The organism is Nocardioides lentus (genome assembly GCF_039529515.1).
Lineage (GTDB): Bacteria > Actinomycetota > Actinomycetes > Propionibacteriales > Nocardioidaceae > Nocardioides > Nocardioides lentus.
On record NZ_BAAAMY010000007.1, the window covers coordinates 311,983 to 336,788 of the forward strand.

A 24,806-nucleotide genomic window follows, 5' to 3' on the forward strand; every position below is an offset into this window, starting at 1 on the left:
CCTCTTCCTCTCCAGCGGCACGGCTCCCGCCGACTTCCGCGAGAACCGTCGCAGCCTAACAGGCGACCCCCGGCCTCCCACGTCGGGCGAGACGGTGCTCGTACGACGGGGCGGCGCGGGGGTCGCGCTGGGTGCTGCAGGGTGGACCGGGCCTCGGTCCGGGGACTCACACGACGGTCGTCGTGCCCCCGGCGGCCTCGATCTTGGTGCGGGCGGACGCGGAGAACGCGTTCGCGCTCACCTCGACGCGGCTGCCGATCGACCCGGTGCCGAGCACCTTGACCGGCTGGTTGCGACGCACGGCGCCGCGGGCCACGAGGTCCTCGACGGTGACCTGGCCACCGTCGGGGTAGAGCGCGTCGAGGCGGTCCAGGTTGACGACCTGGAACTCCACGCGGAACGGGTTCTTGAAGCCCTTGAGCTTCGGCAGCCGCATGTGCAGCGGCATCTGCCCGCCCTCGAAGCCGACGCGCACCTGGTTGCGGGCCTTCGTGCCCTTGGTGCCGCGGCCGGCGGTCTTGCCCTTGGAGGCCTCACCGCGACCGACGCGCGTCTTGGCCTTCTTGGAGCCCGGTGCGGGCTTGAGGTGGTGGATCTTGAGCGACATGGTCACGCCCCCTTCTCGACGGCGCCGTCGAGGACCTCGACCTCCACGAGGTGGCGCACGGTGTGCACCATCCCGCGGATCTCGGGGCGGTCCTCCTTGACGACGACGTCACCGATGCGCTTGAGACCGAGCGAACGCAGGGTGTCCCGCTGGTTCTGCTTGCAGCCGATGCTCGACCGCTTCTGCTGGACCTTGAGCTGCGACATCAGGGAGCCACCTCCGCCCGGGCCTTCAGCAGGGCCGCCGGCGCGACGTCCTCGACGGGCAGGCCGCGGCGCGCCGCGACCGACTCGGGGGTCTCCAGCATGCGCAGCGCCTCGACGGTCGCGTGCACGATGTTGATCTGGTTCGACGAGCCGAGCGACTTGCTCAGCACGTCGTGGATGCCGGCGCACTCGAGCACCGCACGCACCGGGCCGCCGGCGATGACGCCGGTACCGGGGGCGGCGGGACGGAGCATGACGACGCCGGCCGCCTTCTCGCCCTGGACCGGGTGCGGGATGGTGCCCTGGCTGCGGGGGACGCGGAAGAAGCTCTTCTTGGCCTCCTCGACGCCCTTGGCGATCGCCGCGGGCACCTCCTTGGCCTTGCCGTACCCGACGCCGACCATGCCGTCGCCGTCGCCGACCACGACGAGGGCGGTGAAGCTGAACCGCCGACCGCCCTGGACGACCTTGGCGACACGGTTGATGGCGACGACGCGCTCGACGTAGGCGGTCTTGTCGGCAGCCTGGCCGCCGCGGCGGTCGTCACGGCTGCCACGGCGCTCACCACCGGCGCGCTGACCGCGCTGGGGTCCGCTCATGGTTCTCCTCTTTCTCTTGCTCGGAGGACGTCCGGGGCCCGGGGGCCCCGTGGACGTCGGGTCAGAAGGTCAGGCCGCCCTCACGGGCGCCGTCGGCGAGTGCCGCGACCCGGCCGTGGTACTTGTTGCCGGCGCGGTCGAAGACCACGGCGGAGACACCGGCGGCGGTGGCGCGCTCGGCGACGAGCTCACCCACGCGACGGGCCGTGGCGGTCTTGTCGCCGTCGGCCGACCGCAGGTCGGCCTCCATCGACGACGCGTGCACCAGGGTGGCCCCGGCCAGGTCGTCGACGACCTGCACGGAGATGTGCTTGGCGCTGCGGGTGACCACGAGACGCGGCCGCTCGGCGGTGCCGTTGATGTGCTTGCGGCCACGCGCCTGGCGGCGGAGTCGCGCACGGACCCGCGGAGCGGTGTGCTTGCGGCGCTTCAGGGAGATCGCCATGGTCACTTACCTGCCTTTCCGACCTTGCGGCGGACGTGCTCGCCGGCGTAGCGCACGCCCTTGCCCTTGTAGGGCTCGGGGCGACGCAGCTCGCGGATCTTCGCCGCGGTCTCGCCGACCAGCTGCTTGTCGATGCCCTGCACGCCGAGGCGGGTGGGGTTGTCGACGGTGAACGTGATGCCCTCGGGGGCGTCGAACGTGATCGAGTGGGAGTAGCCGAGCTGGAACTCCAGCTGGGTGGGGCCCTTCGACAGCACGCGGTAGCCGACGCCGTGGATCTCCAGGCGCTTCTCGAAGCCCTCGGTCACGCCGTGCACCATGTTGGCGATCAGCGTGCGGGTCAGGCCGTGCATGGAGCGGCTGAGGCGCTCGTCGTCGGGACGCTCGACGGAGAGCACGCCGTCGGACTGCGAGACCGTGATGGGCTCGACGACGGAGTGGCTCAGGGTGCCCTTGGGCCCCTTGACCGTCACCAGCGAGGAGTCGATGGCGACGTCCACGCCCGAGGGGACGGTGATGGGGAGCTTGCCGATGCGGGACATGGGTGACTCCTCCTCACCAGACGTAGGCGAGGACTTCCCCACCCACGCCCTTCTGGTTGGCCTGGCGGTCCGTGAGCAGACCCTGGCTGGTCGAGATGATGGCGACGCCGAGCCCGCCGAGCACCCGCGGCAGGCCGGTGCTCTTGGCGTAGACCCGCAGGCCCGGCTTGCTGATGCGGCGCACGCCCGCGAGCGAGCGCTCACGGTTGCGGCCGAACTTCAGGGTGATGGTCAGGGTGCGGCCCACCTCGCCCTCGGCGGGCTCGGTGACGCCGAAGGAGGTGATGTACCCCTCCTGCTTCAGGATCTCGGCGACGCCGGCCTTCAGCTTGGAGTAGGGCATCGACACCTCGTCGTGGTACGCCTGGTTGGCGTTGCGCAGACGCGTGAGCATGTCTGCGATCGGGTCGGTCATCGTCATGCGTGGGTCTCTCTCTTCTGTGGTTTCGCGGCGCCGTGGGCGTCGCGACCTTCAGCGGTCGTCGGGGTGGGGCTCACCAGGAGGACTTGGTGATCCCGGGCAGCTCGCCGCGGTGGGCCATCTCGCGCAGGCAGATCCGGCACAGGCCGAACTTGCGGTAGACGGCCTTGGGACGGCCGCAGCGCTGGCAGCGCGTGTAGCCGCGGACGGCGAACTTCGGCTTGCGCGCCGCCTTCACCTTCAGAGCAGTCTTCGCCATGTCAGTTCTCCTTGAACGGGAAGCCGAGCTGCTTGAGCAGCGCACGACCCTGGTCGTCGTCCGTGGCGGTCGTGACCACGGTGATGTCCATGCCGCGGGTGCGGTCGATCTTGTCCTGGTCGATCTCGTGGAACACGACCTGCTCGGTCAGACCGAAGGTGTAGTTGCCGCGCCCGTCGAACTGGCGGGGCTCGAGGCCGCGGAAGTCACGGATACGCGGGAGGGAGACCGACAGCAGCCGGTCCAGGAACTCCCACATGCGGTCGCCGCGCAGCGTCACGTGGGCGCCGATCGGCATGCCCTCGCGCAGCTTGAACTGCGCGATGGACTTCTTGGCCCGGTTGATCGCGGGCTTCTGGCCCGTGATCAGCGCGAGGTCGCGCACGGCGCCCTCGATCAGCTTCGAGTCGCGCGCCGCCTCGCCGACACCCATGTTGACCACGATCTTGGTCAGGCCGGGCACCTGCATGACGTTGCCGATCTCGAACTCCGCCTTCAGGGCGGGGAGGATCTCGGCGCGGTAGCGCTTCTTGAGCCGGGGCATCTCGCGGGCGGAGATCGTCGGGCTGGACTCGACGTCCAGGTCCGGGTCGATCCGCTCCTCGATGGGGGTCACGTCGGTGTCGGCCATCTCAGATCTCCTCACCGGTCGAGCGCGAGACCCGCACGGAGCGGTGCGCGGTGTACGTCGAGCCGTCGCTGCGGCGCTTGGTGACCTCGTCGCGGCGGAAGCCGACGCGCGTCACGCCGTCGCCCTCGACGAGCATCACGTTGGACACGTGGATCGGGGCCTCGGTGGTGATGATCCCGCCGGACTTGCCCGAGCGGCCGCCGGCGTCGACGACCTTCGTGTGCTTCTTGACCCGGTTGACGCCCTCGACGATCACCCGCTGCTGCTCGCGCAGCACGCTGATGACCTTGCCCTGGGCGCCCTTGTCGGTGCCGGCGATCACCTTGACGGTGTCGCCCTTCTTGATCTTCATGGACTTCCTCGGCTGGTTCGCGGCCTTCTTGGCGGGCATCACAGCACCTCGGGGGCGAGCGAGACGATGCGCATGAAGCGCTTCTCGCGCAGCTCGCGGCCGACGGGGCCGAAGATGCGGGTGCCGCGGGGCTCGCCGTCCTGCTTCAGGATGACGGCGGCGTTCTCGTCGAATCGGATGTAGGACCCGTCGGACCGACGGCGCTCCTTGACGGTGCGGACGACGACGGCCTTGACCACGTCGCCCTTCTTGACGTTGCCGCCCGGGATCGCGTCCTTGACGGTGGCGACGATGGTGTCGCCGATGCCGGCGTAACGGCGCCCGGAGCCACCGAGAACCCGGATGCACAGGATCTCCTTGGCACCGGTGTTGTCGGCGACCTTGAGCCGCGACTCCTGCTGGATCATTGCCTTCTCCTTGTCGCCCCGGTTCTCACGCGGAGGTGAGCCTGGGGGAACTGCGTACGGACGGGTGGAGCTCGGTGGAGGCGGGCCGCGTGCGGCCCCCGCTCACTTGGCCTTCTCGAGGACCTCGACGATGCGCCAGCGCTTGGTGGCGGACAGCGGACGGGTCTCCATGATCCGGACCCGGTCGCCGACGCCGCACTGGTTCTGCTCGTCGTGCGCCTTCAGGCGGCTGCTCTTGCGCATGACCTTGCCGTAGAGCGCGTGCTTCACGCGGTCCTCGACGGTCACCACGACGGTCTTGTCCATCTTGTCGCTGACCACGAGGCCCTCGCGGACCTTGCGGGTGTTGCGCTCGGTGGCGCTGGACTCGGTGCTCATGCGGCGCCGTCCTCCTCGGTCTCGGACTTGGTGTCGTCGGTGCCGGCGGAGTCCACCCCGGTGCGGATCCCGAGCTCGCGCTCGCGGATGACCGTGTAGATGCGCGCGATGTCCTTCTTGACGGTGCGCAGCCGGCTGTTGTTCTCCAGCTGACCGGTCGCGGCCTGGAAGCGGAGGTTGAAGAGCTCCTCCTTGGCCTCGCGCAGCTTGGTCTCGAGCTCGGCGGTCTCGAGGTCGTCGATCTCGTGCGCCTTGCTGGTCTTGGTCGCCATCACAGGTCACCTGCCTCACGGGACACGAAGCGGCACTTCATGGGGAGCTTGTGCATGGCGCGACGCAGCGCCTCGCGGGCGACGTCCTCGCTCACACCGGACAGCTCGAACATCATGCGTCCGGGCTTGACGTTGGCGACCCACCACTCGGGCGAGCCCTTGCCGGAGCCCATGCGGGTCTCGGCCGGCTTCTTGGTCAGCGGGCGGTCGGGGTAGATGTTGATCCACACCTTGCCGCCACGCTTGATGTGACGGGTCATCGCGATACGCGCCGACTCGATCTGGCGGTTCGTGACGTAGGACCCCTCGATGGCCTGGATGCCGAAGTCACCGAACGCGAGGCGGGTGCCGCCCTTGGCGGCGCCGCGACGCTTGGGGTGGTGCTGCTTGCGGTGCTTGACGCGACGGGGCATCAGCATGGTTCTCAGCCCTCCTGGCCGGTCGGGGCCGCCGCGGTGGCGGGGGCCTCGGCGGGCGCGGTCGTGGCCTCGGCGGTGGGGGCGGTCTCAGCCGCACCCTCGCGGGCCGAACGGGTGGGGCGGTCGCCGCGGGTGCCGCGCGACGGACGCTCGCCGCCACGGGCGGCACCGGCGCCACCACGGCCGCGGCCCGGGGCCCCGGCGCGGGCGGCGGCCTGGGCCTCGCGCTCCGCGCGGGTGCCGGCGACCTCGCCCTTGTAGATCCAGACCTTCACACCGATGCGGCCGAAGGTCGTGCGGGCCTCGTAGAAGCCGTAGTCGATGTCGGCGCGGAGCGTGTGCAGGGGCACGCGGCCCTCGCGGTAGAACTCCGTGCGGGACATCTCGGCGCCGTTGAGGCGGCCCGAGCACTGGATCCGGATCCCCTTGGCGCCGGAGCGCATCGAGGTCTGGATCGCCTTGCGCATCGCGCGGCGGAACTGCACGCGGCCCGACAGCTGCTCGGCCACGCCCTGCGCGACGAGCTGGGCGTCGGTCTCGGCGCCCTTCACCTCGAGGATGTTGAGCTGGACCTGCTTGCCGGTGAGCTTCTCGAGCTCGCCGCGCAGGCGGTCGGCCTCGGCGCCGCGGCGGCCGATGACGATGCCCGGGCGCGCGGTGTGGATGTCGACGCGGACCCGGTCGCGGGTGCGCTCGATCTCGACCTTGGAGATGCCGGCCCGCTCCATGCCCTTGGAGAGCAGCTTGCGGATGGCGACGTCCTCGCCGACGTAGCTCTTGTAGAGCTTGTCGGCGTACCACCGGGTGCGGTGGTCGGTCGAGATGCCGAGGCGGAACCCGTTCGGGTTGATCTTCTGACCCATCAGGCGGTCCGTCCCTTCGTGCCGCGGGCGGAGCCGACCACGGAGGCCGGCTGCACCGCGAGGGTGATGTGGCTGGTGCGCTTGTTGATCCGGGTGGCCCGGCCCTGGGCGCGGGGGCGCCACCGCTTCATGGTGGGGCCCTCGTCGACCATCGCGACGGAGACGACCAGGTCGCCCGCCGGCAGGTCCTCGGTGGACTCGGCGTTGGCCACGGCGCTCTCCAGCACCTTCAGGACCGTCTCGGAGGCGGCCTGCGGCGCGAACTGCAGCGTGGCGCGGGCCTCCTCCACCGGGAGGCCGCGGACGAGGTCCACGACCCGGCGGGCCTTCATCGGCGTGATCCGCACGAAGCGGGCGCTCGCGAAGGCGCCGGGGGCGTCGCCCAGCAGCGAGCTGCGGCGGGCGCTGGTGCGCTGGCGCTCTGCGGTGCTCATCGGCGGCGTCCCTTCCGGTCGTCCTTCACGTGCCCGCGGAACGTGCGGGTCGGGGCGAACTCGCCCAGCTTGTGGCCGACCATCGCGTCGGTCACGAAGACCGGGACGTGCTTGCGGCCGTCGTGCACCGCGATGGTGTGACCGATCATGGTCGGCACGATCATCGAACGGCGCGACCAGGTCTTGATGACGTTGTGGCTGCCCTTCTCGTTCTCCGCGTCCACCTTCTTGATCAGGTGGTCGTCGACGAAGGGGCCCTTCTTGAGGCTGCGAGGCATCGTCTACTTCCCTTAACGCTTCTTGCCGGTGCGGCGGCGGCGGATGATCTGCTTGTCGCTGGCCTTGCGCTTGCGCGTGCGGCCCTCCGGCTTGCCCCAGGGCGAGACCGGGTGGCGACCACCGGAGGTCTTGCCCTCACCACCGCCGTGCGGGTGGTCGACCGGGTTCATGACGACACCGCGGACGGTCGGGCGCTTGCCCTTCCACCGCATGCGGCCGGCCTTGCCCCAGTTGATGTTGGACTGCTCGGCGTTGCCGACCTCGCCCAGCGAGGCGCGGCAGCGGGCGTCGACGAAGCGCATCTCGCCGGACGGCATGCGCAGCGTGGCGCGCGAGCCCTCCTTGGCGACCAGCTGGGCCGAGTTGCCGGCCGAGCGGGCGATCTTGGCGCCACCGCCCGGGCGCAGCTCGACGCAGTGGATCGTCGTGCCGACCGGGATGTTGCGCAGCGGCAGGTTGTTGCCGGTCTTGATGTCGGCGCCGGGGCCCGACTCCACGACCGTGCCCTGACGCAGACCGCGCGGCGCCACGATGTAGCGCTTCTCGCCGTCGGCGTAGTGCAGCAGCGCGATGCGCGCGGTGCGGTTCGGGTCGTACTCGATGTGCGCGACCTTCGCCGGCACGCCGTCCTTGTCGTAGCGACGGAAGTCGATGACGCGGTACGCACGCTTGTGGCCGCCACCCTGGTGCCGGGTGGTGATGCGGCCCTGGTTGTTGCGGCCGCCCTTCTTCGCCAGCGGGCGGGTCAGCGACTTCTCCGGAGTGGTCCGGGTGATCTCGACGAAGTCGGCGACCGACGAGCCGCGGCGGCCCGGGGTGGTCGGCTTGTACTTGCGGATAGCCATGTGGGTGTCCTTCTACCTCTGCTCGCGACCGCCTCAGGCGGTCGGACCGCCGAAGATGTCGATGCGGTCACCCTCGGCGAGGCTGACGATCGCGCGCTTCGTGTCGTTGCGACGACCGATCCCGTAGCGGGTGCGGCGTGCCTTGCCGGGGCGGTTCAGGGTGTTGACCGAGGTGACCTTGACGCCGAAGATCTTCTCGACGGCGATCTTGATCTCGGTCTTGTTGGCGTCGGGGCGCACGACGAACGTGTACTTGTTCGCGTCGAGGAGCCCGTAGCTCTTCTCCGACACCACGGGCGCGATCAGGATGTCGCGCGGGTCCTTGTGCAGGGTGCTCACTTGTCGCCCTCCTCGCCCGCGGCGCGGCCCTTGCTGTGGGCCGCCACGAACGCGTCGTACGCGGTCTGGCTGAAGACGACCTCGTCGGAGACGAGCACGTCGTAGGTGTTCAGCTGGTCCGCGACGATGAGGTGGACCTCGGGCGCGTTGCGCAGCGAGAGCCAGCCCAGGTGGTCGTCGCGGTCGAGCACCACGAGGAAGCGGGTGCGGTCCGAGAGGCCCCGGAGCACCGCGAGCGCCGCCTTCGTCGAGGGCGCGTCGCCGTCGACGAGGCCGTCGACGACGTGGACGCGGCCGTTGCGGGCCCGGTCGGAGAGGGCACCGCGCAGGGCGGCGGCCTTCATCTTCTTCGGGGTGCGCTGGCTGTAGTCACGCGGCTGCGGGCCGTGGACCGTGCCGCCGCCGGCGAACTGGGGCGCACGGGTCGAGCCCTGGCGGGCGCGACCGGTGCCCTTCTGGCGGTACGGCTTGCGGCCACCGCCGCGGACGTTGCCGCGGGTCTTGGTGGCGTGCGTGCCCTGGCGGGCGGCGGCCTGCTGGGCCACGACCACCTGGTGGATCAGCGACACGTTGGTCTTCGCGTCGAAGATCTCGGCGGGCAGGGTGACGTCGACCTTGCTCATCGGGTGACCCCCTTCTTGGCGGAGGTGCGCACCACGACGACGCCGCCGCGGGGACCGGGGACGGCGCCCTTGACGAGCACCAGGCCGCGCTCGGCGTCCACGGCGTGCACCGTGAGGTTCTGGGTGGTGACGGTCTCCGCGCCCATCCGGCCGGACATCCGGGTGCCCTTGAAGACACGGCCGGGCGTCGCGCAGGCTCCGATGGAGCCCGGCTTGCGGTGGTTGCGGTGCGCGCCGTGGGAGGCGCCGACGCCGGAGAAGCCGTGACGCTTCATCGTGCCGGCGAAGCCCTTGCCCTTGCTGGTGGCGGTCACGTCGACGGCGTCGCCCACGGCGAACTCCTCGACCGTGATCTCCTGGCCGACCTCGTAGCCGGAGGTGTCCGCGGTGCGGATCTCCACGACGTGGCGGCGAGGGGTGACGCCCGCCTTGGCGAACTGTCCGGCGACCGGCTTCGTGACCTTGCGGCCCTCGATCTCGCCGAACCCGACCTGGACGGCGTTGTAGCCGTCGGTCTCGGGGCGGCGGATCGCGGTCACCACGTTGGTGGTCGCGGCGATCACCGTGACGGGGACGACGCGGTTGTCGGCGTCCCAGGTCTGGGTCATGCCGAGCTTGGTGCCCAGCAGGCCCTTGAGGGTGCGTTCGAAAGTCATGTCGTCAGACCTCAGAGCTTGATCTCGATGTCGACGCCGGCAGGCAGGTCGAGACGCATGAGCGAGTCGACGGTCTTCGGCGTGGGGTCGATGATGTCGATGAGGCGCTTGTGCGTGCGCATCTCGAAGTGCTCGCGCGAGTCCTTGTACTTGTGGGGCGAGCGGATCACGCAGTACACGTTCTTCTCGGTCGGCAGCGGCACCGGGCCCGCGACGCGCGCGCCGGTCCGCGTGACCGTGTCGACGATCTTCTGCGCGGAGGTGTCGATCACCTCGTGGTCGTAGGCCTTGAGCCTGATGCGGATCTTCTGTCCCGCCATAGGTCTGAGGTGTCCTAACTCGTACGTGTACCGGGGCTGGTCGTGCGTGCCCGGTCGGCTCGGTCATCGGCGCCGACCCGGGCTGGGCCGTTCCGCGTCACGCTCACTCGTTCCGCCGACCCCCGCGGTCGGGCGTGTCGTCCTGGTTTCCGGACGATCGTGCGCACGCGGGAGGTGCCGGCCGGCTGAGCCGCCTCATCGGGATGAGGCGCATCGGGTCTCCAGGATCGGTGTGGCCGCACCACGAACCGCAGAATCCCTGGGACACGCGATGAAGTGGTCAAGTCCAGCCACACCCCGGCAACCCGCCGGAGCAACCTGGACATCTTGGCAGAGGTCGCCGGGCGACTTCAAATCGCGCCCCCGCCTGACAGGATGGCGGCTCGCCGGTGCGCCAGCGAGGGCCCAGCAAGGAGAGGTGCATGACGTCCGAGGACCGGTTCCCCGCCCCGGGAGCCCCATCGTCGCGTCCAGCCGGACCGCCCACACCGCCGGGTCCTCCGCCGGCCACCGGGTCGGGTCCCCCCGCGAGCGGTTGGCCGGGTCCCCCGTCCGGTCCCCCGTCCGGTCCTCCGTCCGGTCCCCCGTCGGGCCCGACGCCCTGGGGACCCGGCGGTCCCGGGTTCGCGGCGGCGGCCGCCCACAAGCCCGGCGCCGTCCCCCTGCGCCCGCTGCGGCTCGGCGACATGTACGACGCGGCGTTCCGGATCATCCGCTTCAACCCCCGGGCGACGGTCGGCTCGGCGGTGCTGGTCGCCGCGGCCGCGATGGCGCTGCCGGTGCTCGTCACCGCCGTCCTGTCGCTGACGATGGACCTCTCGCTGGGCCTCACCTCGTCGGGCACGGCGATGACGCCCCAGGGCGAGCCCACCGACCTGGGCGACGCGCTCGGGATCCTGGGGGTGCTGGGGGCGCTCGTCCTCGGCGTGCTCGCCCAGTCCCTGGGCCTGATCCTCGTGACCGGGATGGTCGCCCACGTGACGATGGCGGCGGCGGTGGGCCGTCGGCTCTCCCTGGGCGAGGCGTGGCGCGCCACGCACGGCGCCCGTTGGCGCCTGGTCGGCCTGGTCGTCCTGGTCGGGGCCGCCACCAGCGTCGTCGTGGGCCTCTACATCGGCCTGTGGGTCGTCCTGGTGCTCGCCGTCGGCGAGCCGGTGGTCCTCGTGCTCTTCGGTCTCGTGACCGTGCCGGCGTTCCTCGCCCTGCTCGTGTGGGCCTGGATCCGGGTCTCCTACCTGGCCGTCCCGGCGCTGATGCTGGAGCGGCGGGGCGTGTTCGGCTCCCTCGGTCGGGCCTTCACGCTCACGCGCCGCCAGTTCTGGCGGACCTTCGGCATCGCGCTGCTGACCTCGCTGATCACGCAGGTCGCGAGCAGCGTCCTCACGGTCCCGATCTCCCTGCTGTCGCAGCTCGCCCTGGTCCTCCCCCTCTTCGCGGGCTACGAGCTGCTCGTCTTCGTGCTCGCCCAGGCGCTGTCGACCGTCGTCGCCGCCGCCTTCGTGTCGCCCTTCACGGCCGCCGTCACCTCGCTGCAGTACGTCGACCAGCGGATGCGCAAGGAGGCCTTCGACGTCGAGCTGATGACCCGGGCCGGGATCACGGGCGCATGAGCGGACTGTCGCCCGACGGCGACGAGGGCCGCGCGCTGCTGCGACGCGAGCTGCTGCGCCCCGAGTACAACGCCGAGAACCCCGTCCTGCGGTTCCTCGAGTGGCTGGGACGCCGGCTCGACGCCGGTCTCGCGGCGGCGGGGGCCGCCGACCCGCTGGTCGCGGCCGCGGTGATGGTCGTGCTGCTCGCCGGAGCGCTGGCGCTGGCCTGGCTGGTGGCCCGAGCCCGCTCGGAGCGGGACCCTCGTCGTCCCGGCCCCGACGCGATCACCGGGACCGGGCTGGGCTCCGGGGACCTCCGCGCGCGCGCCGAGGCCGCCCTCGCCGCCGGCCGCCCCGAGGAGGCGCTGCTCGACGCGTTCCGCGCGCTGGCGGTCCGTCAGGTGGAGGCCGGGCGGCTGGCCGACCAGCCCGGCGCCACGGCGCGCGAGGTCGCGGCCGCCCTGGCCGAGGTGGCGGAGCCGGCCGGCGGCCCGGCACCGGGGCGCCGCGACCGTGCGGCCGGCCTGCACCGCGCCGCCCGGCTCTTCGACGGCGTCGCCTACGGCGACCGGCGGGTCGGGGCCGACGAGGTCACCGCGGTCATGCGCCTGGACGACGACCTGGCGGGACGGCGGTGAGCGCCGGGATCGGCACCCGCCCGGGTCGCCGCCTGCTCCCCCGTCGTTCGACCGTCGTGGTGGTCCTCGCGGTGCTGGCGGCCCTCGGCGTGGTCGTGCTCGGCGCCGCGACGGCCGACCGCAGCGACCCGCTCGACCCGGACAACCCGGACTCCGCGGGCGGGCAGGCCCTCGCACGGGTGCTGGCCGACGAGGGGGTGGAGGTCGAGGTGGTGCGCGACGCCGACGCCCTGACGGCGGCGGGGGTCGACGACCGCACGACGGTGCTCGTCACGTCACCCTCGTCCCTGGGCTCGACGACCGCGCGGCGCTTGCTCGAGGACGCCGCGGCCGGCCGGGTGGTCGTGGCCGGCCCGGGGGTCGCGGTGCTCGACCTCCTCGACGCCGACACCTCCCCGGTGCTCGCGGCCCCGGGAGGGGACGTCCCCGCCGCCTGCGACGCCCGGAGGGTGGGCGTCGACCTGGCGGGGCTGTCGCTGGCCGCCGACGGCGCGGACGCCTATCCCCTGCCGGGCTGCTTCGTCGTCGACGGCGCCGCGGTCCTCGCCCAGGTGCGGCCGGGGCTGCTCCTGCTGGGCGCCGAGCAGACGCTCTCCAACGGACGGGTCCTCGAGGCCGACAACGCCGCCGTCGCGCTGCGCCTGCTCGGCGCCGGCGACCGGCTGGTCTGGTACGTGCCCGACCCCACGGAGGTCTCGGCGGACGACGCGGTCACCGTGGGCTCGCTGCTGCCCGCCTGGCTCGTGCCGTCCCTGTGGCTGCTCCTCGGGGCCTCGCTGGTCGCGATCCTCTGGCGGGGCAGGAGGTTCGGCCCGCTCGTCACCGAGCCGCTCCCCGTGACGGTCCGGGCCACGGAGACGACCGTGAGCCGCGGTCGCCTCTACCACCGCGCCCGGGACCGCGGCCACGCCGCCGCCGCGCTGCGGCGCGGGACCCGGCAGCGGACGGCGGTCCGCCTCGGCCTGCCCGTCCGGGACCCCGACCCCCGTGCCGACCCCCGTGCCGACCCCCTCGTCGTGGAGGTCGCCCGCCACACCGGGCGCACCCCCGACGAGGTGGCGTGGCTGATCTCCCCCACCGCCGAGGCCCCCGGCTCCGACGAGGAGCTCCGCTCCCTCGCCGGCCGCCTGGCCGAGCTCGACAGAGAGGTACGACACCCGTGACCACCACCCCCGTCCCCGGCCCGAATCCCGCCGGCGACCCCCACGGCGCGCACGACGCCCCCGGGCGCCCCGACGGCCCCGACGGCCCCGACGTCCCGGACGCCGTGCGCGAACGGCTCTCCGCCGTGCGGACCGAGGTCGCCAAGGCCGTCGTCGGCCAGGACGCCGCCGTGTCCGGCCTGCTGGTCGCCCTGCTGTGCGGGGGCCACGTGCTGATGGAGGGGGTGCCGGGGGTCGCGAAGACCCTGCTGGTGCGCACGCTGGCCGGTGCGCTCGACGTCGGCACCCGTCGGGTCCAGTTCACGCCCGACCTCATGCCGGGCGACATCACGGGCTCCATGGTCGTCGACGCGGGCGGCGGCGACCTGCGGTTCCGCGAGGGCCCGCTGTTCACCCAGCTCCTGCTCGCCGACGAGATCAACCGCACGCCGCCCAAGACGCAGAGCGCCCTGCTCGAGGCGATGGAGGAGGGTCAGGTCTCGGTCGACGGCACGTCGCGCTCGCTGCCGGTGCCGTTCATGGTCGCCGCGACCCAGAACCCGGTCGAGTACGAGGGCACCTACCCGCTGCCCGAGGCGCAGCTCGACCGGTTCCTGCTCAAGGTCGTCCTCGGCGTGCCAGAGCGCGCGCAGGAGATGGAGGTGCTGCGGCGCCACGCCGCCGGGTTCGACCCCACGGACGTCGCGGGCGCCGGCGTCCGGGCGGTGGCCGGACCCGCCGACGTCGCCGCGGCGCGCGCGGCGGTGGGCCGGGTCCAGGTGGCGCCGGAGGTCGTCGGCTACGTCGTCGACGTGGCGCGGGCGACCCGCGAGGCCCCGTCCCTGAGCCTGGGCGTGAGCCCCCGCGGCGCGACGGCCCTGCTGCGGACCTCCCGGGCCTGGGCCTGGCTCAACGGCCGCGACTACGTGACGCCCGACGACGTGAAGGCCCTGGCCCACGCGACCCTCGCGCACCGGCTGGGCCTGCGGCCCGAGGCCGAGCTCGAGGGCACCGACGTCGCGCAGGTGCTGGCCTCGGCCCTCGCGTCGGTCCCGGTGCCCCGATGAGGACGGGGACGTGAGGACGGCACGCCCGTGGTGATCACCGGCCGGGTGCCGCTGCTGCTCGTGGTGGGGGTCCTGCCCCTGGTGCTGCGGCCCGGCGCGGCGACGGGCTGGGCGTGGGTCGGCCTGGTCGCGCTCGCCGTCCTCGTCGACCGGCTGCTGGCCGGAGCGCCCGAGCGGGTCGTGGCGCGCCGCGAGCCGACCGCCCCGGTCCGCACCGGTGAGGCGACCGGCTCGACGCTCGTCGTCGAGAACACCGGCACCCGGGCCCTGGAGGTCGCCGTGCGCGACGCCTGGCAGCCCACCGCCGGCGCCACCGAGAACCGCCACCGGCTCCGGCTCGACGCCGGCGCCGGTCGTCGGCTCGTCACGCCGCTCCGGCCGGTCCGTCGCGGCGACCTGCGCGCGGTGGGCGTGACCGTCCGGGTCCGGGGCCCGCTGGGTCTCGTCTGGCGCCAGCGGACCCGGCAGGTCCCCGGCGTGGTCCGCAGCCTCCCGCCGTTCGCGTCCCGCAAGCACCTGCCCAGCCGGCTGGCGCGACTGCGCGAGCTCGACGGGCGCGCCGCCGTGCGGGTGCGGGGCCAGGGCACGGAGTTCGACTCCCTGCGCGACTACGTCGAGGGCGACGACGTCCGCTCGATCGACTGGCGCGCCAGCGCGCGCAGCCGCACCGTCGTGGTCCGCACCTGGCAGCCCGAGCGGGACCGGCGGGTCGTGCTGGTCCTCGACACCTCCCGCACCTCGGCCGGCCGGGTCGACGACGTCCCCCGGCTCGACTCGGCCATGGACGCCGCGCTGCTGCTGGCCTCCCTCGCCGCCCGGGCCGGGGACCGGGTCGACTTCCTGGCCGGGGACCGCCGCGTGCGGGCGCGGGTCCGCTCCGGCGGGTCCCGCGCGGTCGCCGGCGTCCTGGCCGACGCGATGGCGGACCTGGACCCCGTGCTGGCGGAGGCGGACTGGACCGCCCTGGCCGCGGCCGTCGCGCAGACCGGTCGCCGCCGCTGCCTGGTGGTCCTGCTGACGCCGCTCGAGCCGGCCGCGGTGGAGGAGAGCCTGCTGCCGGCGCTGGTCAGCCTGGTGCGCACCCACCGGGTGGTGCTCGCCTCGGTCCGCGACCCCGAGCTGGAGCGGCTGGCGGCCTCGCGCGGGACCGTCGCCGAGGTGTACGGCGCTGCGGCCGCCGAGCAGGCGCTCGGCCGGCGCCGCCGGACCGCGGACCTGCTGCGCGCGCTCGGCGTGGACGTCGTCGACGCCGACGCCGAGCGGCTGCCGCCGGCCCTCGCGGACCACTACCTCTCGCTGAAGGCCCGCGGCCTGCTCTGAGCCGTCACGGCCGAGCCTGCGAGGCGAGGCGCGGCTCAGGAGGCCGTGGCGACGCGGTCCTCGAGCAGGCTGGCGTCGAGGTCGCCGTCGTGGCCCCGGGCGTACGCCGCGCGTCCGAGCACGAACACGTAGGCCAGGAACGCGACCTCGGCCACGACGCCGATGCCGACCCGCGCCCACGTCGGGAGCGGTGAGGGTGTCACGAAGCCCTCGATCAGGCCGCTGACGAGCAGGACGGCGGCCAGACCGAGCGCGACGGTCCCGACGGTGCGGCCCTCGCGTGCCAGGGACGCCGCCCGCGTCCGGTCCCCCGGCGCGACCCACGACCAGAACAGCCGCAGGCCGACGCCCGCGGCCACGAAGATGGCGGTGAGCTCCAGCAGGCCGTGGGGCAGCAGCAGGCCCCAGAAGTGCGGGCCCTCGTCGTTGCGGTGCATGATCGAGCCGATCACCGCGAGGTTCGCGAGGTTCTGGAACAGCAGGTAGACCACGGGGAGCCCGAGGATGCCCAGCGACAGGCACAGCGCACTGACCCAGGCGTTGTTGATCCAGACCTGGGCGGCGAACTCCTGCGCGGCGTACTCGCTGTAGTAGTCCTCGAAGTCCTCGGCGACGAGCGCGTCGACCTGCTCGGGGCTGAGCAGCGTCTGCTCGACCGCCGGGTTCGCGAGCAGCCACAGGATCATCACGCCGGTCACCACCACGTTGGCCGCGAGCGTGCTCAACCACCACCACCGCAGCCGGTACAGCGCACCGGGGAACCGCTCGGTGAAGAAGCCCGCGACGCTGCGCCACGTGGTGACCCGCGCCCCGGCCGAGCGGGTCCGGGCCCGCGCGAGCAGGGAGCTCAGGTGCGCCACGAGGGACGGGTCGGGCGCGGAGGTCCGCACCACCGAGAGGTGGGTCGCGACCCGCTGGTAGCGCTCCACCAGCTCGTCGCTCTCGGCACCGCTGAGCCGGCGGCGGCGCGCGAGCTCGTCGAGGCGGCGCCACTCGCCGGCGTGGGCGGCCACGTAGGAGTCGAGGTCCACCCGACCATCCTAGGGACGCGGCACCCGACCGCGTGGGGCCTCGACGCCTACGATGACCCCCGTGGACGCCCCGCGCACGTCGCCGCCCGCGACCCACGGTCCGCGGTCGGGCCGACCGGAGCTCGCGACGCTCACCGAGGACGACCTCGTCACCGGCGAGGCGGTGGCGCTCGACCTGCCCCCGGCGGGGCTGGCGCTGCGGATGGGCTCGGGCGCGGTCGACGTCGTGGTGACGCTCGTGGCGCTCGTCGTCGGGGCCTTCACCGTGCTGCTCGCGGTGAGCGGCGGCAGCGGCGCCGTCCAGGGCATCGGGTCCGTCGGTCTGCTCGTCCTGGTGTTCCTGGTCCTGCCCACGACGGTCGAGACCCTCAGCCGCGGCCGGTCGCTCGGCAAGCTGTGCTTCGGGCTGCGGACGGTCCGGGAGGACGCGGGCCCGATCTCCTTCCAGCACGCGATCGTGCGATCGATGATCGGCTTCGTGGAGATCTACGCCTTCACCGGCGTGCCCGCCTTCTTCTCGGCCCTGCTGTCCTCGAAGGGCAAGCGGCTCGGCGACTACGCCGCGGGGACCTACGTCGTGCGCGAGCGCGTGCCGCTGAGGCTGGTCCCCCCGCCCCTGATGCCGCCGCCCCTGGCCGCCTGGGCGTCCGGTGCCGACATCACGGCGCTGCCGACACCCCTCGCGCTCGCCGTGCGGCAGTACCTGTCCCGCTCCGCGGGCCTCGACGCGGGTCGCCGCTCGGCGCTCGCCGAGGACCTCGCGGGCCGGGTGCTGACGCACGTCGCGCCGGCGCCCCCACCCGGGACGCCGCCCGAGGCGTTCCTGGCCGCCGTCGTCGCCGAGCGCCGCGAGCGCGACGCCCGCCGCCTGGGTCGTGAGGCGGCGCTCCGCGCGCGGCTGGTGTCGCGCCCATGAGCGGGGGGGCGGGACGGGCGCGGACCCTCGGGCGACTGCTGCTGGCCGCGTTCCTGCTCCTGGCGGGCACCGCCCACTTCGCCGTGACCGACGAGTTCCTCGCCCAGGTGCCGCCGTTCCTGCCGGCGCCCCGTGTCGTGGTGTGGGTCTCGGGGGTGGTGGAGCTCGCACTCGGGCTGGCCCTGCTCCTGGCTCCCGCGTCGCAGCGGCCCCGGGTCGGCCTGGTGGTCGCCGCGCTGTTCGTCGCCGTGTTCCCCGGCAACGTCAGTCAGCTCCTGACCCGCGCGGACGGCTTCGGCCTCGACACCGACGCGGGCCGGGCGGTCCGGCTCCTCTTCCAGCCGCTGCTCGTGGTCTGGGCGCTGTGGTGCACGGGCGCCGTCGGGACGCTGCGGTCGTGGTGGGCCGCGCGCCGGGCCGTCACTCGATCCTGACCTCGCCGGTGCCGCCGGTGCCGCCGCCGTAGACGCCGATGACGATGGAGTACTCGCCGGTGGTCCCGGCCTGGAACGAGCACTCCTCCTCGGTGAACGACGCGTCCACGTCGCACACCTCCTCGCCGTCGGGGTCGGTGATCGTCAGGGTGATGTCGTCGTCGTCGGGGTCGGCGGTCACGACCAGTCGGCCGGTCGAGGTCACCGTCAGCGGGATGGTGACCTCGCCGTCGGACAGGTCGAACGTCGTGCGCGAGTCGCCACCTCCGCCGCCGGACGAGGCGGACTCGGACGGGCTCGGGCTCGGGGTCTCGGACTCGGTCGGGCTCGGCGACTCCGAGGGCGTGGCGCTGCTCGAGGACTCCGTCGTCGCGGGATCGGTGCCCTGCTGCGCGGTGTCGGTGTCGTCGCCGGACAGCGCCGCGGTCAGCGCCCAGGCACCGAGGCCCACCACGAGCAGCACGACCACGGCCACCGCGGCGAGCACCACCGGCGAGGGCCCGCGCCGGCCGCCCGGGCCGCCCGGGCGGCCCGGCGCGGGGCCGGGTCCGTACGGCGGGGAGCCGTAGGCCTGCCCGGGCCCGGACCCGTAGCCCGGAGGGGGGCCGTAGCCCTGCGGGGGGTAGGACTGCGGAGGGTAGGGCTGCTGGCCCGCCGGCGGCGCCGCCCAGCCCTGCTGCCCGTACGGCGGCGGACCCTGCGGCGGGCCCTGCGGCGGGCCCTGCGGCGGGCCCTGGGGCGGCTGACCCTGCGGGGGCCACCCCTGCGGTCCGGACGACCCGGGGGCCATGCGGGTGCTCTCCCCGTCGCCGCCGACCGGCAGCGAGCAGAACGGGCAGAGCGTGTCGTTTGCCGAGAGCTGGTTGCCGCACCGCGGGCAGGTGCTCATCTGTGCCTCCTGTGACCACGGCCCCTCGCGGCACCGTTGTCCGGTGAGCCTAGGGATGCCAGCACCGCGGACGTCACGGATTCCGCGAAATGACTAGACCGGTGCCGGAGCACGGACGCGACAGGGCCGCCCGCCGGGTGGCGGACGGCCCTGTCTCCCCGAGATCCCGCACCCCCGGAGGGGGCGGAGTAGGCGCGGCCCTGCGGGCCGGGCTGCTCAGTAGTTGGTGAACAGCAGGCGGTTCGGCGAGCCGTTGGTGCCGGACACCACGCCGGTCGTGGCGTTGCCGACGATCGCGTTGGTCACGGTCGCCGGGCTCGCGCCCCGGTTGAGCTGCAGGTACTGCGCGGCGACGCCGGCGACGTGCGGCGAGGCCATCGAGGTGCCCGAGATGGTGTTGGTCGCCGAGCTGCTGCCGATCCACGCCGAGGTGATCGAGGACCCCGGAGCGAAGATGTCGACACAGGAGCCCCAGTTGGAGAACGACGAGCGCGCGTCGCTGCTGGTCGTCGCACCCACGGTGATCGCCGAGGAGGCGCGCGCCGGGGACACGTTGCAGGCGTTCTGGTTCTCGTTGCCCGCCGCCACGACGGTGGTCACGCCCGCACTGGTCATGCGCGCCACGGCGGAGTCGGTGGCGGTGCTGGCGCCGCCACCCAGGCTCATGTTGGCGACGGCCGGGCCGCCACGACCGGCGACCCAGTCCATGCCGGCGATGACGCCGGAGTTGGTGCCGCTGCCGTCGCAGCCGAGCACCCGGACCGGCACGAGGGTGGTCTGCTTGGCGACGCCGTAGGTGGTGCCGCCGACGGTGCCGGCGACGTGGGTGCCGTGGCCGTTGCAGTCGCTGCTGCCGCGGCCGTCGTTGATGGCGGTGAAGCCCGCGGCCAGACGGCCGGAGAACTCGTTGTGGGCCTGGATGCCGGTGTCGATGATGTAGCTGGTGACGCCGGAGCCCGTCGCGTTGTAGGTGAAGCTGCGGCTCATCGGGAGGGAGCGCTGGTCGATCCGGTCGAGGCCCCAGGTGGGGTTGCTCTGGGTCGCGGAGATCTCCACGCGGCTGTCCTCGGCGACGAGCTGCACGTCGGGGTTGGACCGGACCGCCGCGAGCTCGGCGGCGTCGAGGTCGGCCGCGTAGCCGCCCAGGTCGTCGTAGACCCGCTCGATGGTGCCGCCCGCGGCGAACACGTCGGCGCGGCCCGTCGCGCGGGAGGCCTGCTCGGCGCCGGGCTCCATGAAGACGATGTACTGCCCGGCGATGGCGCCGGACTCGGCCTGCACCAGCGGGGCCTGCTGCTCGGCGGCGGCGCGGTCGGCGTCCGGCGCGGCGCTGGCGGTGGTCGACGTGAGCGCGGTGGCGCCCAGGGCCGACACGGCGAGGGTCGCCATCCCGACCGCGGTCCTCTTCAGCATGTGTGTCTACCTCCCGGAGCCGTGGGGGAACGGCTCCCTTTTCGACACCGGCGCCGCACCCGCGGGCCGGGGGCGGCCCGAGCCGCCGGGTCGACCCTCCCCCGGGCGGGGTGGGAGGGGGTAGAGGGATAACCCTTGTCGGGCCCCCGGGCTGCGGACGGGGCGACCCCGGACCGGGCCGGCTCAGCCCGGCCGGCGGTAGCAGAGGTCGACGGGGTCGCGGCCCTCCGCGAGCCCCTTGCGCTCGAAGCGGGTCACCGGTCGGGCGGACCAGCGCTCGACGACGCCGCCGGTCAGGCCGGGCTCGGCGTCGAGGACCGACCTCATCTGCTCGGCGTAGTCGCCCCAGTCCGTCGCGAGGCGCCAGGCTGCGCCGGGAGCCAGCCGCGAGGCAACGACGGCCGCGAACGCCGGGGCGACGAGCCGGCGCTTGTGGTGCCGGGTCTTGGGCCACGGGTCGGGGAAGAAGGTCCAGAGCTCGGCGAGGCCACCGGGCGCGACCCGCTCCGAGAGGAACCAGGCGGCGTCCACGGCGCACAGGCGCACGTTCTCGACCCCGGCCTCGGCGAGTGCGTCGAGGGTGGAGGCGACGCCGGGGCGCCACACCTCGAGGGCGAGCACGTCGACGTCGGGGCGGGCGGCGGCGAGCGCGACGGTGCCCTCCCCCACGCCCGAGCCGATCTCCACGACCAGCGGGGCCTCGCGTCCGAACCAGTCCGCGGCGCGGAAGGCCCCGTCGTCCACGGCGTCGGTCGGGACCACCCAGGCCCCGGCGTGCGCGTCCCACGCCCGCTGCTGCCGCTCGGTGAAGCGCGCGCCGCGCCGGGAGTACGACAGCACCTCGCGGACGCGGCGTCCGTCGTCGGTGAGCTTGCGGTGGGGGCGCGCCGGGGAGGTGGCGCCGGGGGGCGGGCCGGTGGTCTCGGCGGGCCGGGTGGTGTCGCCGGGCGGGGTGGTGATGGTGGGCTCCTCTGCGGACAGCACAGCGCCCCCGGGCGGACCCGGGGGCGCTGCGTGGTGGTGCGGGGTGCTGCGGCGAGCCGTCAGGCTCGGGCGGGGACCGCCAGGGTCACTTGGTGACCTTGGTGACCCGGCCGGCGCCGACGGTGCGGCCGCCCTCGCGGATCGCGAAGCGCAGGCCCTCGTCCATGGCGACGGGCTGGATCAGCTCGACCGACATCTCGGTGTTGTCGCCCGGCATCACCATCTCGGTGCCGTCGGGCAGGGTGACGACGCCGGTCACGTCCGTGGTCCGGAAGTAGAACTGCGGACGGTAGTTGTTGAAGAACGGCGTGTGACGGCCGCCCTCCTCCTTGCTCAGGATGTAGACCGAGGCGTCGAAGTTGGTGTGCGGGGTGGTCGTGCCCGGCTTGATCACGACCATGCCGCGCTCGACGTCCTCGCGCTTCGTGCCGCGGAGCAGCAGCCCGACGTTCTCGCCGGCCTGGCCCTCGTCGAGCAGCTTGCGGAACATCTCGACGCCGGTGACGGTCGACTTCTGCGACTTCTCGCGGATGCCGACGATCTCGACCTCCTCGTTGACCTTGACGACGCCACGCTCGATGCGGCCCGTGATGACGGTGCCGCGACCGGTGATGGTGAAGACGTCCTCGACGGGCATGAGGAACGGCTTGTCGGTGTCGCGCTCCGGGGTCGGGATGTACTCGTCGACCGCGTTCATGAGCTCGAGGATGCTGCCGGCCCACTTCTCGTCGCCCTGGAGCGCCGGGAAGGCCGCGACCTGGACGACGGGGATGTCGTCGCCCGGGAACTCGTACTCGCTGAGGAGCTCGCGCACCTCCATCTCGACGAGCTCGATGAGCTCCTCGTCGTCGACCATGTCGCACTTGTTGAGCGCGACCACCAGGGCGGGCACGCCCACCTGGCGGGCGAGCAGCACGTGCTCGCGGGTCTGCGGCATGGGGCCGTCGGTCGCCGCGACCACCAGGATGGCGCCGTCCATCTGCGCCGCACCGGTGATCATGTTCTTGATGTAGTCGGCGTGACCGGGGCAGTCGACGTGCGCGTAGTGGCGCGCCTCGGTCTGGTACTCGATGTGCGCGATCGAGATCGTGATGCCGCGCTGACGCTCCTCGGGGGCCTTGTCGATCATGTCGAAGGCCTGGGTGTCCGGGTTGCCCGCCGGGTCCTTGTCGTGGAGCGTCTTCGAGATGGCAGCCGTCAGCGTCGTCTTGCCGTGGTCGATGTGACCGATCGTGCCGATGTTGACGTGCGGCTTGCTCCGCTCGAACTTCGCCTTAGCCACTTGGGGCTCCTCCTGTGATGGGTTGTGCGGAAACTGTGGGGGTGGTGCGGGCCGAAGCCCATCGATGGTGCGCGGGCGCTACTCGCCGCGGACCTTCTTGACGATCTCCTCGGCCACGCTGGAGGGAACCTCGGCGTACGAGTCGAACTCCATCGAGTACGACGCCTGACCGGAGGTCTTCGACCGCAGGTCGCCAACGTACCCGAACATCTCGGACAGGGGGACGAGGGCGTTGACCACGCGCTCGCCGTGCCGCTCCTCCATGCTCTGGACCTGGCCGCGACGGCTGTTGATGTCGCCGATGACGTCCCCGAGGTAGTCGTCGGGGGTGGTGACCTCGACGGCGAACATCGGCTCGAGCAGGACCGGCTTGGCGATCCGCGCGGCCTCCTTGAACGCCTGGTTGCCGGCGATCTTGAAGGCGAGCTCGGACGAGTCGACGTCGTGGTACTGACCGTCGACCAGCGTGAACTTCACGTCGACCATCGGGTAGCCGGCGAGGACGCCGAACTCCATGGCCTCCTGGCCGCCCTGGTCCACCGAGGGGATGTACTCCTTCGGCACGCGACCACCGGTCACCGAGTTCACGAACTCGTAGCCGGCGCCCGCGCCGGTCTCCTCGTCGATGCTCGGCTCGAGGTCGATGACGACCTTCGCGAACTGGCCGGACCCACCGGTCTGCTTCTTGTGGGTGTAGGAGTGCCCGGAGACCTTGCGACGGATGGTCTCGCGGTAGGCCACCTGCGGCTTGCCGACGGTCGCCTCGACGCGGAACTCGCGCTTCATCCGGTCGACGAGGATGTCGAGGTGCAGCTCGCCCATGCCGGCGATGATGGTCTGCCCGGTCTCCTCGTCGGTCTTGACGGTGAAGGTCGGGTCCTCGTCGGACAGGCGCTGGATCGCGGTGCCCAGCTTCTCCTGGTCGGACTTGGTCTTCGGCTCGATGGCGACCTCGATCACGGGGGCCGGGAAGGTCATCGACTCGAGGATCACCGGGGCGTTCTGGGCGCACAGCGTGTGCCCGGTCTTGGTGTCCTTGAGGCCCATGACGGCCACGATCTGACCGGCGCCGACCTTCGCGATCTCCTCACGCTTGTTGGCGTGCATCTGGTAGACCTTGCCGATCCGCTCCTTCTTGCCGTTGACCGAGTTGGTCACGGTGCCGCCGGCCTCGAGCACGCCGGAGTAGACGCGCACGTAGGTCAGCTTGCCCAGGTGCGGGTCGGACGCGATCTTGTAGGCCAGGCCGGAGAACGGCTCGTCGTCGGAGGGCTTGCGGACGACCTCGATCGACTCGTCCTTGACGTCGTGCCCGACGATGCCCTCGACGTCGACCGGGGAGGGCAGGTACTTGATGACGGCGTCGAGCAGGGGCTGCACGCCCTTGTTCTTGAACGCCGTGCCGCACAGGACCGGGTTGAGCTTGTCGGCCAGCGTGGCGCGACGGATGGCCGCCTCGATCTCCTCGACCGACAGCTCCTCGCCCTCGAGGTACTTCTCCATGACGGAGTCGTCGGCCTCGGCCAGGGTCTCCAGCAGCTTCTCGCGGTACTCCGCGGCCTGGTCGGCGAGCTCGGCCGGGATCTCCTCGACGGAGTAGTCCTCACCGATCGTGGTCTCGCCGCGCCAGGTCAGCGCACGCATCCCCACGAGGTCGACGACCCCGAGGAAGTCGGACTCGGCGCCGATCGGCAGCTGCAGCACCAGCGGGGTGGAGTTCAGCCGCTCGACCATCATGTCGACGCAGCGGAAGAAGTCCGCACCCGTGCGGTCCAGCTTGTTGACGAAGCACATCCGCGGCACGGAGTACTTGTTGGCCTGGCGCCAGACCGTCATGGTCTGCGGCTCCACGCCGGCGACACCGTCGAAGACGGCGACGGAGCCGTCGAGGACGCGCAGCGAGCGCTCGACCTCGGCGGTGAAGTCGACGTGCCCGGGGGTGTCGATGATGTTGATCTGGTGGTCCTTCCACCAGCAGGTGGTCGCGGCGGAGGTGATGGTGATGCCGCGCTCCTGCTCCTGCTCCATCCAGTCCATGACGGCTGCGCCGTCGTGGACCTCACCGATCTTGTAGGAGATGCCGGTGTAGAACAGGATCCGCTCGGTGGTGGTGGTCTTGCCGGCGTCGATGTGCGCCATGATGCCGATGTTGCGGACGACCTTCAGGTCGGTCGTGATGTCGACGGCCACGTGAGTGATGA

Annotated in this window: 33 protein-coding genes and 1 pseudogene; 7 read left to right on the forward strand and 27 right to left on the reverse strand. The window is 72.7% G+C overall.

Translation table 11 applies throughout. From position 1 onward, the window contains the following. Positions 1-166: 166 nt before the first annotated feature. The 21 genes and pseudogenes from rplO to rpsJ all read right to left on the reverse strand — a co-directional run bounded on the left by rplO (position 167) and on the right by rpsJ (position 9,897). Positions 167-607 (reverse strand): 50S ribosomal protein L15, encoded by a 441-nt coding sequence (rplO, locus tag ABD158_RS15835; RefSeq protein WP_344008601.1) that lies wholly within the window; start codon positions 605-607, stop codon positions 167-169. Between the two features lie 2 nt (positions 608-609). Then, the gene (rpmD, locus tag ABD158_RS15840) at positions 610-813 is read right to left on the reverse strand and encodes a 50S ribosomal protein L30 (RefSeq protein ID WP_344008547.1); all 204 of its coding nucleotides are present in this window, start codon (positions 811-813) and stop codon (positions 610-612) included. Then, a complete protein-coding gene (gene rpsE / locus ABD158_RS15845) occupies positions 813-1,412 on the reverse strand; it encodes a 30S ribosomal protein S5 (RefSeq protein ID WP_344008548.1) in 600 nt (199 codons plus the stop codon). Before rpsE ends, rpmD begins: the two co-directional genes overlap by 1 nt. 61 nt (positions 1,413-1,473) lie before the next feature. Then, positions 1,474-1,857, reverse strand: coding sequence for a 50S ribosomal protein L18 (gene rplR, locus ABD158_RS15850; RefSeq protein WP_344008550.1), 384 nt, complete (start codon positions 1,855-1,857; stop codon positions 1,474-1,476). A gap of 2 nt (positions 1,858-1,859) precedes the next feature. Continuing rightward, the gene (rplF, locus tag ABD158_RS15855; RefSeq protein WP_344008551.1) at positions 1,860-2,399 is read right to left on the reverse strand and encodes a 50S ribosomal protein L6; all 540 of its coding nucleotides are present in this window, start codon (positions 2,397-2,399) and stop codon (positions 1,860-1,862) included. 13 nt (positions 2,400-2,412) lie between these two features. Next, positions 2,413-2,820 (reverse strand): 30S ribosomal protein S8, encoded by a 408-nt coding sequence (gene rpsH, locus ABD158_RS15860; RefSeq protein WP_344008552.1) that lies wholly within the window; start codon positions 2,818-2,820, stop codon positions 2,413-2,415. Between the two features lie 73 nt (positions 2,821-2,893). Then, positions 2,894-3,079 carry a type Z 30S ribosomal protein S14 gene (locus tag ABD158_RS15865; protein ID WP_194698512.1) on the reverse strand — a complete coding sequence of 62 codons (186 nt, stop codon included), beginning with the start codon at positions 3,077-3,079 and terminating at the stop codon, positions 2,894-2,896. Between the two features lies 1 nt (position 3,080). Continuing rightward, complete coding sequence (gene rplE, locus ABD158_RS15870) at positions 3,081-3,623, reverse strand: 50S ribosomal protein L5 (RefSeq protein ID WP_344008602.1); 543 nt, start codon at positions 3,621-3,623, stop codon at positions 3,081-3,083. An 88-nt stretch (positions 3,624-3,711) separates the two neighbouring features. Further along, positions 3,712-4,101, reverse strand: coding sequence for a 50S ribosomal protein L24 (gene rplX, locus ABD158_RS15875; RefSeq protein WP_425573217.1), 390 nt, complete (start codon positions 4,099-4,101; stop codon positions 3,712-3,714). Continuing rightward, on the reverse strand, positions 4,101-4,469 hold the full coding sequence (rplN, locus tag ABD158_RS15880) for a 50S ribosomal protein L14 (RefSeq protein WP_344008553.1): 369 nt from the start codon (positions 4,467-4,469) through the stop codon (positions 4,101-4,103). The genes rplX and rplN overlap by 1 nt, the downstream gene beginning before the upstream one ends. A gap of 102 nt (positions 4,470-4,571) precedes the next feature. After that, positions 4,572-4,847 (reverse strand): 30S ribosomal protein S17, encoded by a 276-nt coding sequence (rpsQ, locus tag ABD158_RS15885; protein WP_344008554.1) that lies wholly within the window; start codon positions 4,845-4,847, stop codon positions 4,572-4,574. Further along, complete coding sequence (rpmC, locus tag ABD158_RS15890) at positions 4,844-5,119, reverse strand: 50S ribosomal protein L29 (protein ID WP_344008555.1); 276 nt, start codon at positions 5,117-5,119, stop codon at positions 4,844-4,846. The genes rpsQ and rpmC overlap by 4 nt, the downstream gene beginning before the upstream one ends. Beyond that, on the reverse strand, positions 5,119-5,538 hold the full coding sequence (rplP, locus tag ABD158_RS15895) for a 50S ribosomal protein L16 (RefSeq protein ID WP_344008556.1): 420 nt from the start codon (positions 5,536-5,538) through the stop codon (positions 5,119-5,121). The genes rpmC and rplP overlap by 1 nt, the downstream gene beginning before the upstream one ends. 5 nt (positions 5,539-5,543) lie before the next feature. Next, positions 5,544-6,401 (reverse strand): 30S ribosomal protein S3, encoded by an 858-nt coding sequence (rpsC, locus tag ABD158_RS15900; protein ID WP_344008557.1) that lies wholly within the window; start codon positions 6,399-6,401, stop codon positions 5,544-5,546. Then, positions 6,401-6,835 carry a 50S ribosomal protein L22 gene (rplV, locus tag ABD158_RS15905; RefSeq protein ID WP_344008558.1) on the reverse strand — a complete coding sequence of 145 codons (435 nt, stop codon included), beginning with the start codon at positions 6,833-6,835 and terminating at the stop codon, positions 6,401-6,403. Before rplV ends, rpsC begins: the two co-directional genes overlap by 1 nt. Then, complete coding sequence (rpsS, locus tag ABD158_RS15910; protein ID WP_344008559.1) at positions 6,832-7,113, reverse strand: 30S ribosomal protein S19; 282 nt, start codon at positions 7,111-7,113, stop codon at positions 6,832-6,834. Before rpsS ends, rplV begins: the two co-directional genes overlap by 4 nt. Positions 7,114-7,125: 12 nt before the next feature. Then, entirely contained in the window at positions 7,126-7,959 is an 834-nt protein-coding gene (gene rplB, locus ABD158_RS15915; protein WP_344008560.1) for a 50S ribosomal protein L2, read from the reverse strand. Between the two features lie 33 nt (positions 7,960-7,992). Beyond that, positions 7,993-8,298 carry a 50S ribosomal protein L23 gene (rplW, locus tag ABD158_RS15920; protein WP_344008561.1) on the reverse strand — a complete coding sequence of 102 codons (306 nt, stop codon included), beginning with the start codon at positions 8,296-8,298 and terminating at the stop codon, positions 7,993-7,995. Positions 8,299-8,315: 17 nt separating this feature from the next. Continuing rightward, a pseudogene (gene rplD, locus ABD158_RS15925) lies at positions 8,316-8,921 on the reverse strand (50S ribosomal protein L4); the annotation flags it as partial. Further along, complete coding sequence (gene rplC, locus ABD158_RS15930) at positions 8,918-9,577, reverse strand: 50S ribosomal protein L3 (protein ID WP_344008563.1); 660 nt, start codon at positions 9,575-9,577, stop codon at positions 8,918-8,920. The pseudogene rplD and the gene rplC, both read right to left, overlap by 4 nt. An 11-nt stretch (positions 9,578-9,588) precedes the next feature. Further along, positions 9,589-9,897 carry a 30S ribosomal protein S10 gene (rpsJ, locus tag ABD158_RS15935; protein ID WP_240239255.1) on the reverse strand — a complete coding sequence of 103 codons (309 nt, stop codon included), beginning with the start codon at positions 9,895-9,897 and terminating at the stop codon, positions 9,589-9,591. 686 nt (positions 9,898-10,583) lie between these two features. Here rpsJ and ABD158_RS15940 point away from each other — a divergent pair. From ABD158_RS15940 to ABD158_RS15960, 5 genes are all read left to right on the forward strand, one after another. Then, on the forward strand, positions 10,584-11,507 hold the full coding sequence (locus tag ABD158_RS15940) for a hypothetical protein (RefSeq protein ID WP_344008565.1): 924 nt from the start codon (positions 10,584-10,586) through the stop codon (positions 11,505-11,507). Further along, positions 11,504-12,127, forward strand: a complete 624-nt coding sequence (locus tag ABD158_RS15945; protein WP_344008566.1) for a DUF4129 domain-containing protein — start codon at positions 11,504-11,506, stop codon at positions 12,125-12,127. Before ABD158_RS15940 ends, ABD158_RS15945 begins: the two co-directional genes overlap by 4 nt. Then, the gene (locus ABD158_RS15950; protein WP_344008568.1) at positions 12,124-13,290 is read left to right on the forward strand and encodes a DUF4350 domain-containing protein; all 1,167 of its coding nucleotides are present in this window, start codon (positions 12,124-12,126) and stop codon (positions 13,288-13,290) included. The genes ABD158_RS15945 and ABD158_RS15950 overlap by 4 nt, the downstream gene beginning before the upstream one ends. 104 nt (positions 13,291-13,394) lie before the next feature. Next, positions 13,395-14,336 (forward strand): AAA family ATPase, encoded by a 942-nt coding sequence (locus ABD158_RS15955; RefSeq protein ID WP_344008604.1) that lies wholly within the window; start codon positions 13,395-13,397, stop codon positions 14,334-14,336. A 27-nt stretch (positions 14,337-14,363) separates the two neighbouring features. After that, entirely contained in the window at positions 14,364-15,656 is a 1,293-nt protein-coding gene (locus ABD158_RS15960; RefSeq protein WP_344008569.1) for a DUF58 domain-containing protein, read from the forward strand. A gap of 35 nt (positions 15,657-15,691) precedes the next feature. On the opposite strand, the gene ABD158_RS15965 is transcribed toward ABD158_RS15960, so the two are convergent. Beyond that, on the reverse strand, positions 15,692-16,687 hold the full coding sequence (locus ABD158_RS15965; protein ID WP_344008570.1) for a stage II sporulation protein M: 996 nt from the start codon (positions 16,685-16,687) through the stop codon (positions 15,692-15,694). Positions 16,688-16,748: 61 nt separating this feature from the next. Between ABD158_RS15965 and ABD158_RS15970 the strand changes: the two genes are divergently transcribed. After that, positions 16,749-17,603, forward strand: coding sequence for an RDD family protein (locus ABD158_RS15970; protein WP_344008571.1), 855 nt, complete (start codon positions 16,749-16,751; stop codon positions 17,601-17,603). Next, on the forward strand, positions 17,600-18,037 hold the full coding sequence (locus tag ABD158_RS15975) for a DoxX family protein (protein ID WP_344008572.1): 438 nt from the start codon (positions 17,600-17,602) through the stop codon (positions 18,035-18,037). Before ABD158_RS15970 ends, ABD158_RS15975 begins: the two co-directional genes overlap by 4 nt. On the opposite strand, the gene ABD158_RS15980 is transcribed toward ABD158_RS15975, so the two are convergent. The 5 genes from ABD158_RS15980 to fusA all read right to left on the reverse strand — a co-directional run bounded on the left by ABD158_RS15980 (position 18,024) and on the right by fusA (position 24,795). Continuing rightward, positions 18,024-18,926 (reverse strand): hypothetical protein, encoded by a 903-nt coding sequence (locus ABD158_RS15980; RefSeq protein WP_344008573.1) that lies wholly within the window; start codon positions 18,924-18,926, stop codon positions 18,024-18,026. The genes ABD158_RS15975 and ABD158_RS15980 overlap by 14 nt on opposite strands. Before the next feature lie 216 nt (positions 18,927-19,142). Then, a complete protein-coding gene (locus tag ABD158_RS15985; RefSeq protein ID WP_344008574.1) occupies positions 19,143-20,339 on the reverse strand; it encodes a S8 family peptidase in 1,197 nt (398 codons plus the stop codon). A gap of 183 nt (positions 20,340-20,522) precedes the next feature. Beyond that, positions 20,523-21,323 (reverse strand): tRNA (guanosine(46)-N7)-methyltransferase TrmB, encoded by an 801-nt coding sequence (gene trmB, locus ABD158_RS15990; protein WP_344008575.1) that lies wholly within the window; start codon positions 21,321-21,323, stop codon positions 20,523-20,525. An 85-nt stretch (positions 21,324-21,408) separates the two neighbouring features. Further along, entirely contained in the window at positions 21,409-22,605 is a 1,197-nt protein-coding gene (gene tuf / locus ABD158_RS15995; RefSeq protein WP_344008576.1) for an elongation factor Tu, read from the reverse strand. Between the two features lie 78 nt (positions 22,606-22,683). Then, complete coding sequence (gene fusA / locus ABD158_RS16000; RefSeq protein WP_344008577.1) at positions 22,684-24,795, reverse strand: elongation factor G; 2,112 nt, start codon at positions 24,793-24,795, stop codon at positions 22,684-22,686. Positions 24,796-24,806: the final 11 nt, after the last annotated feature.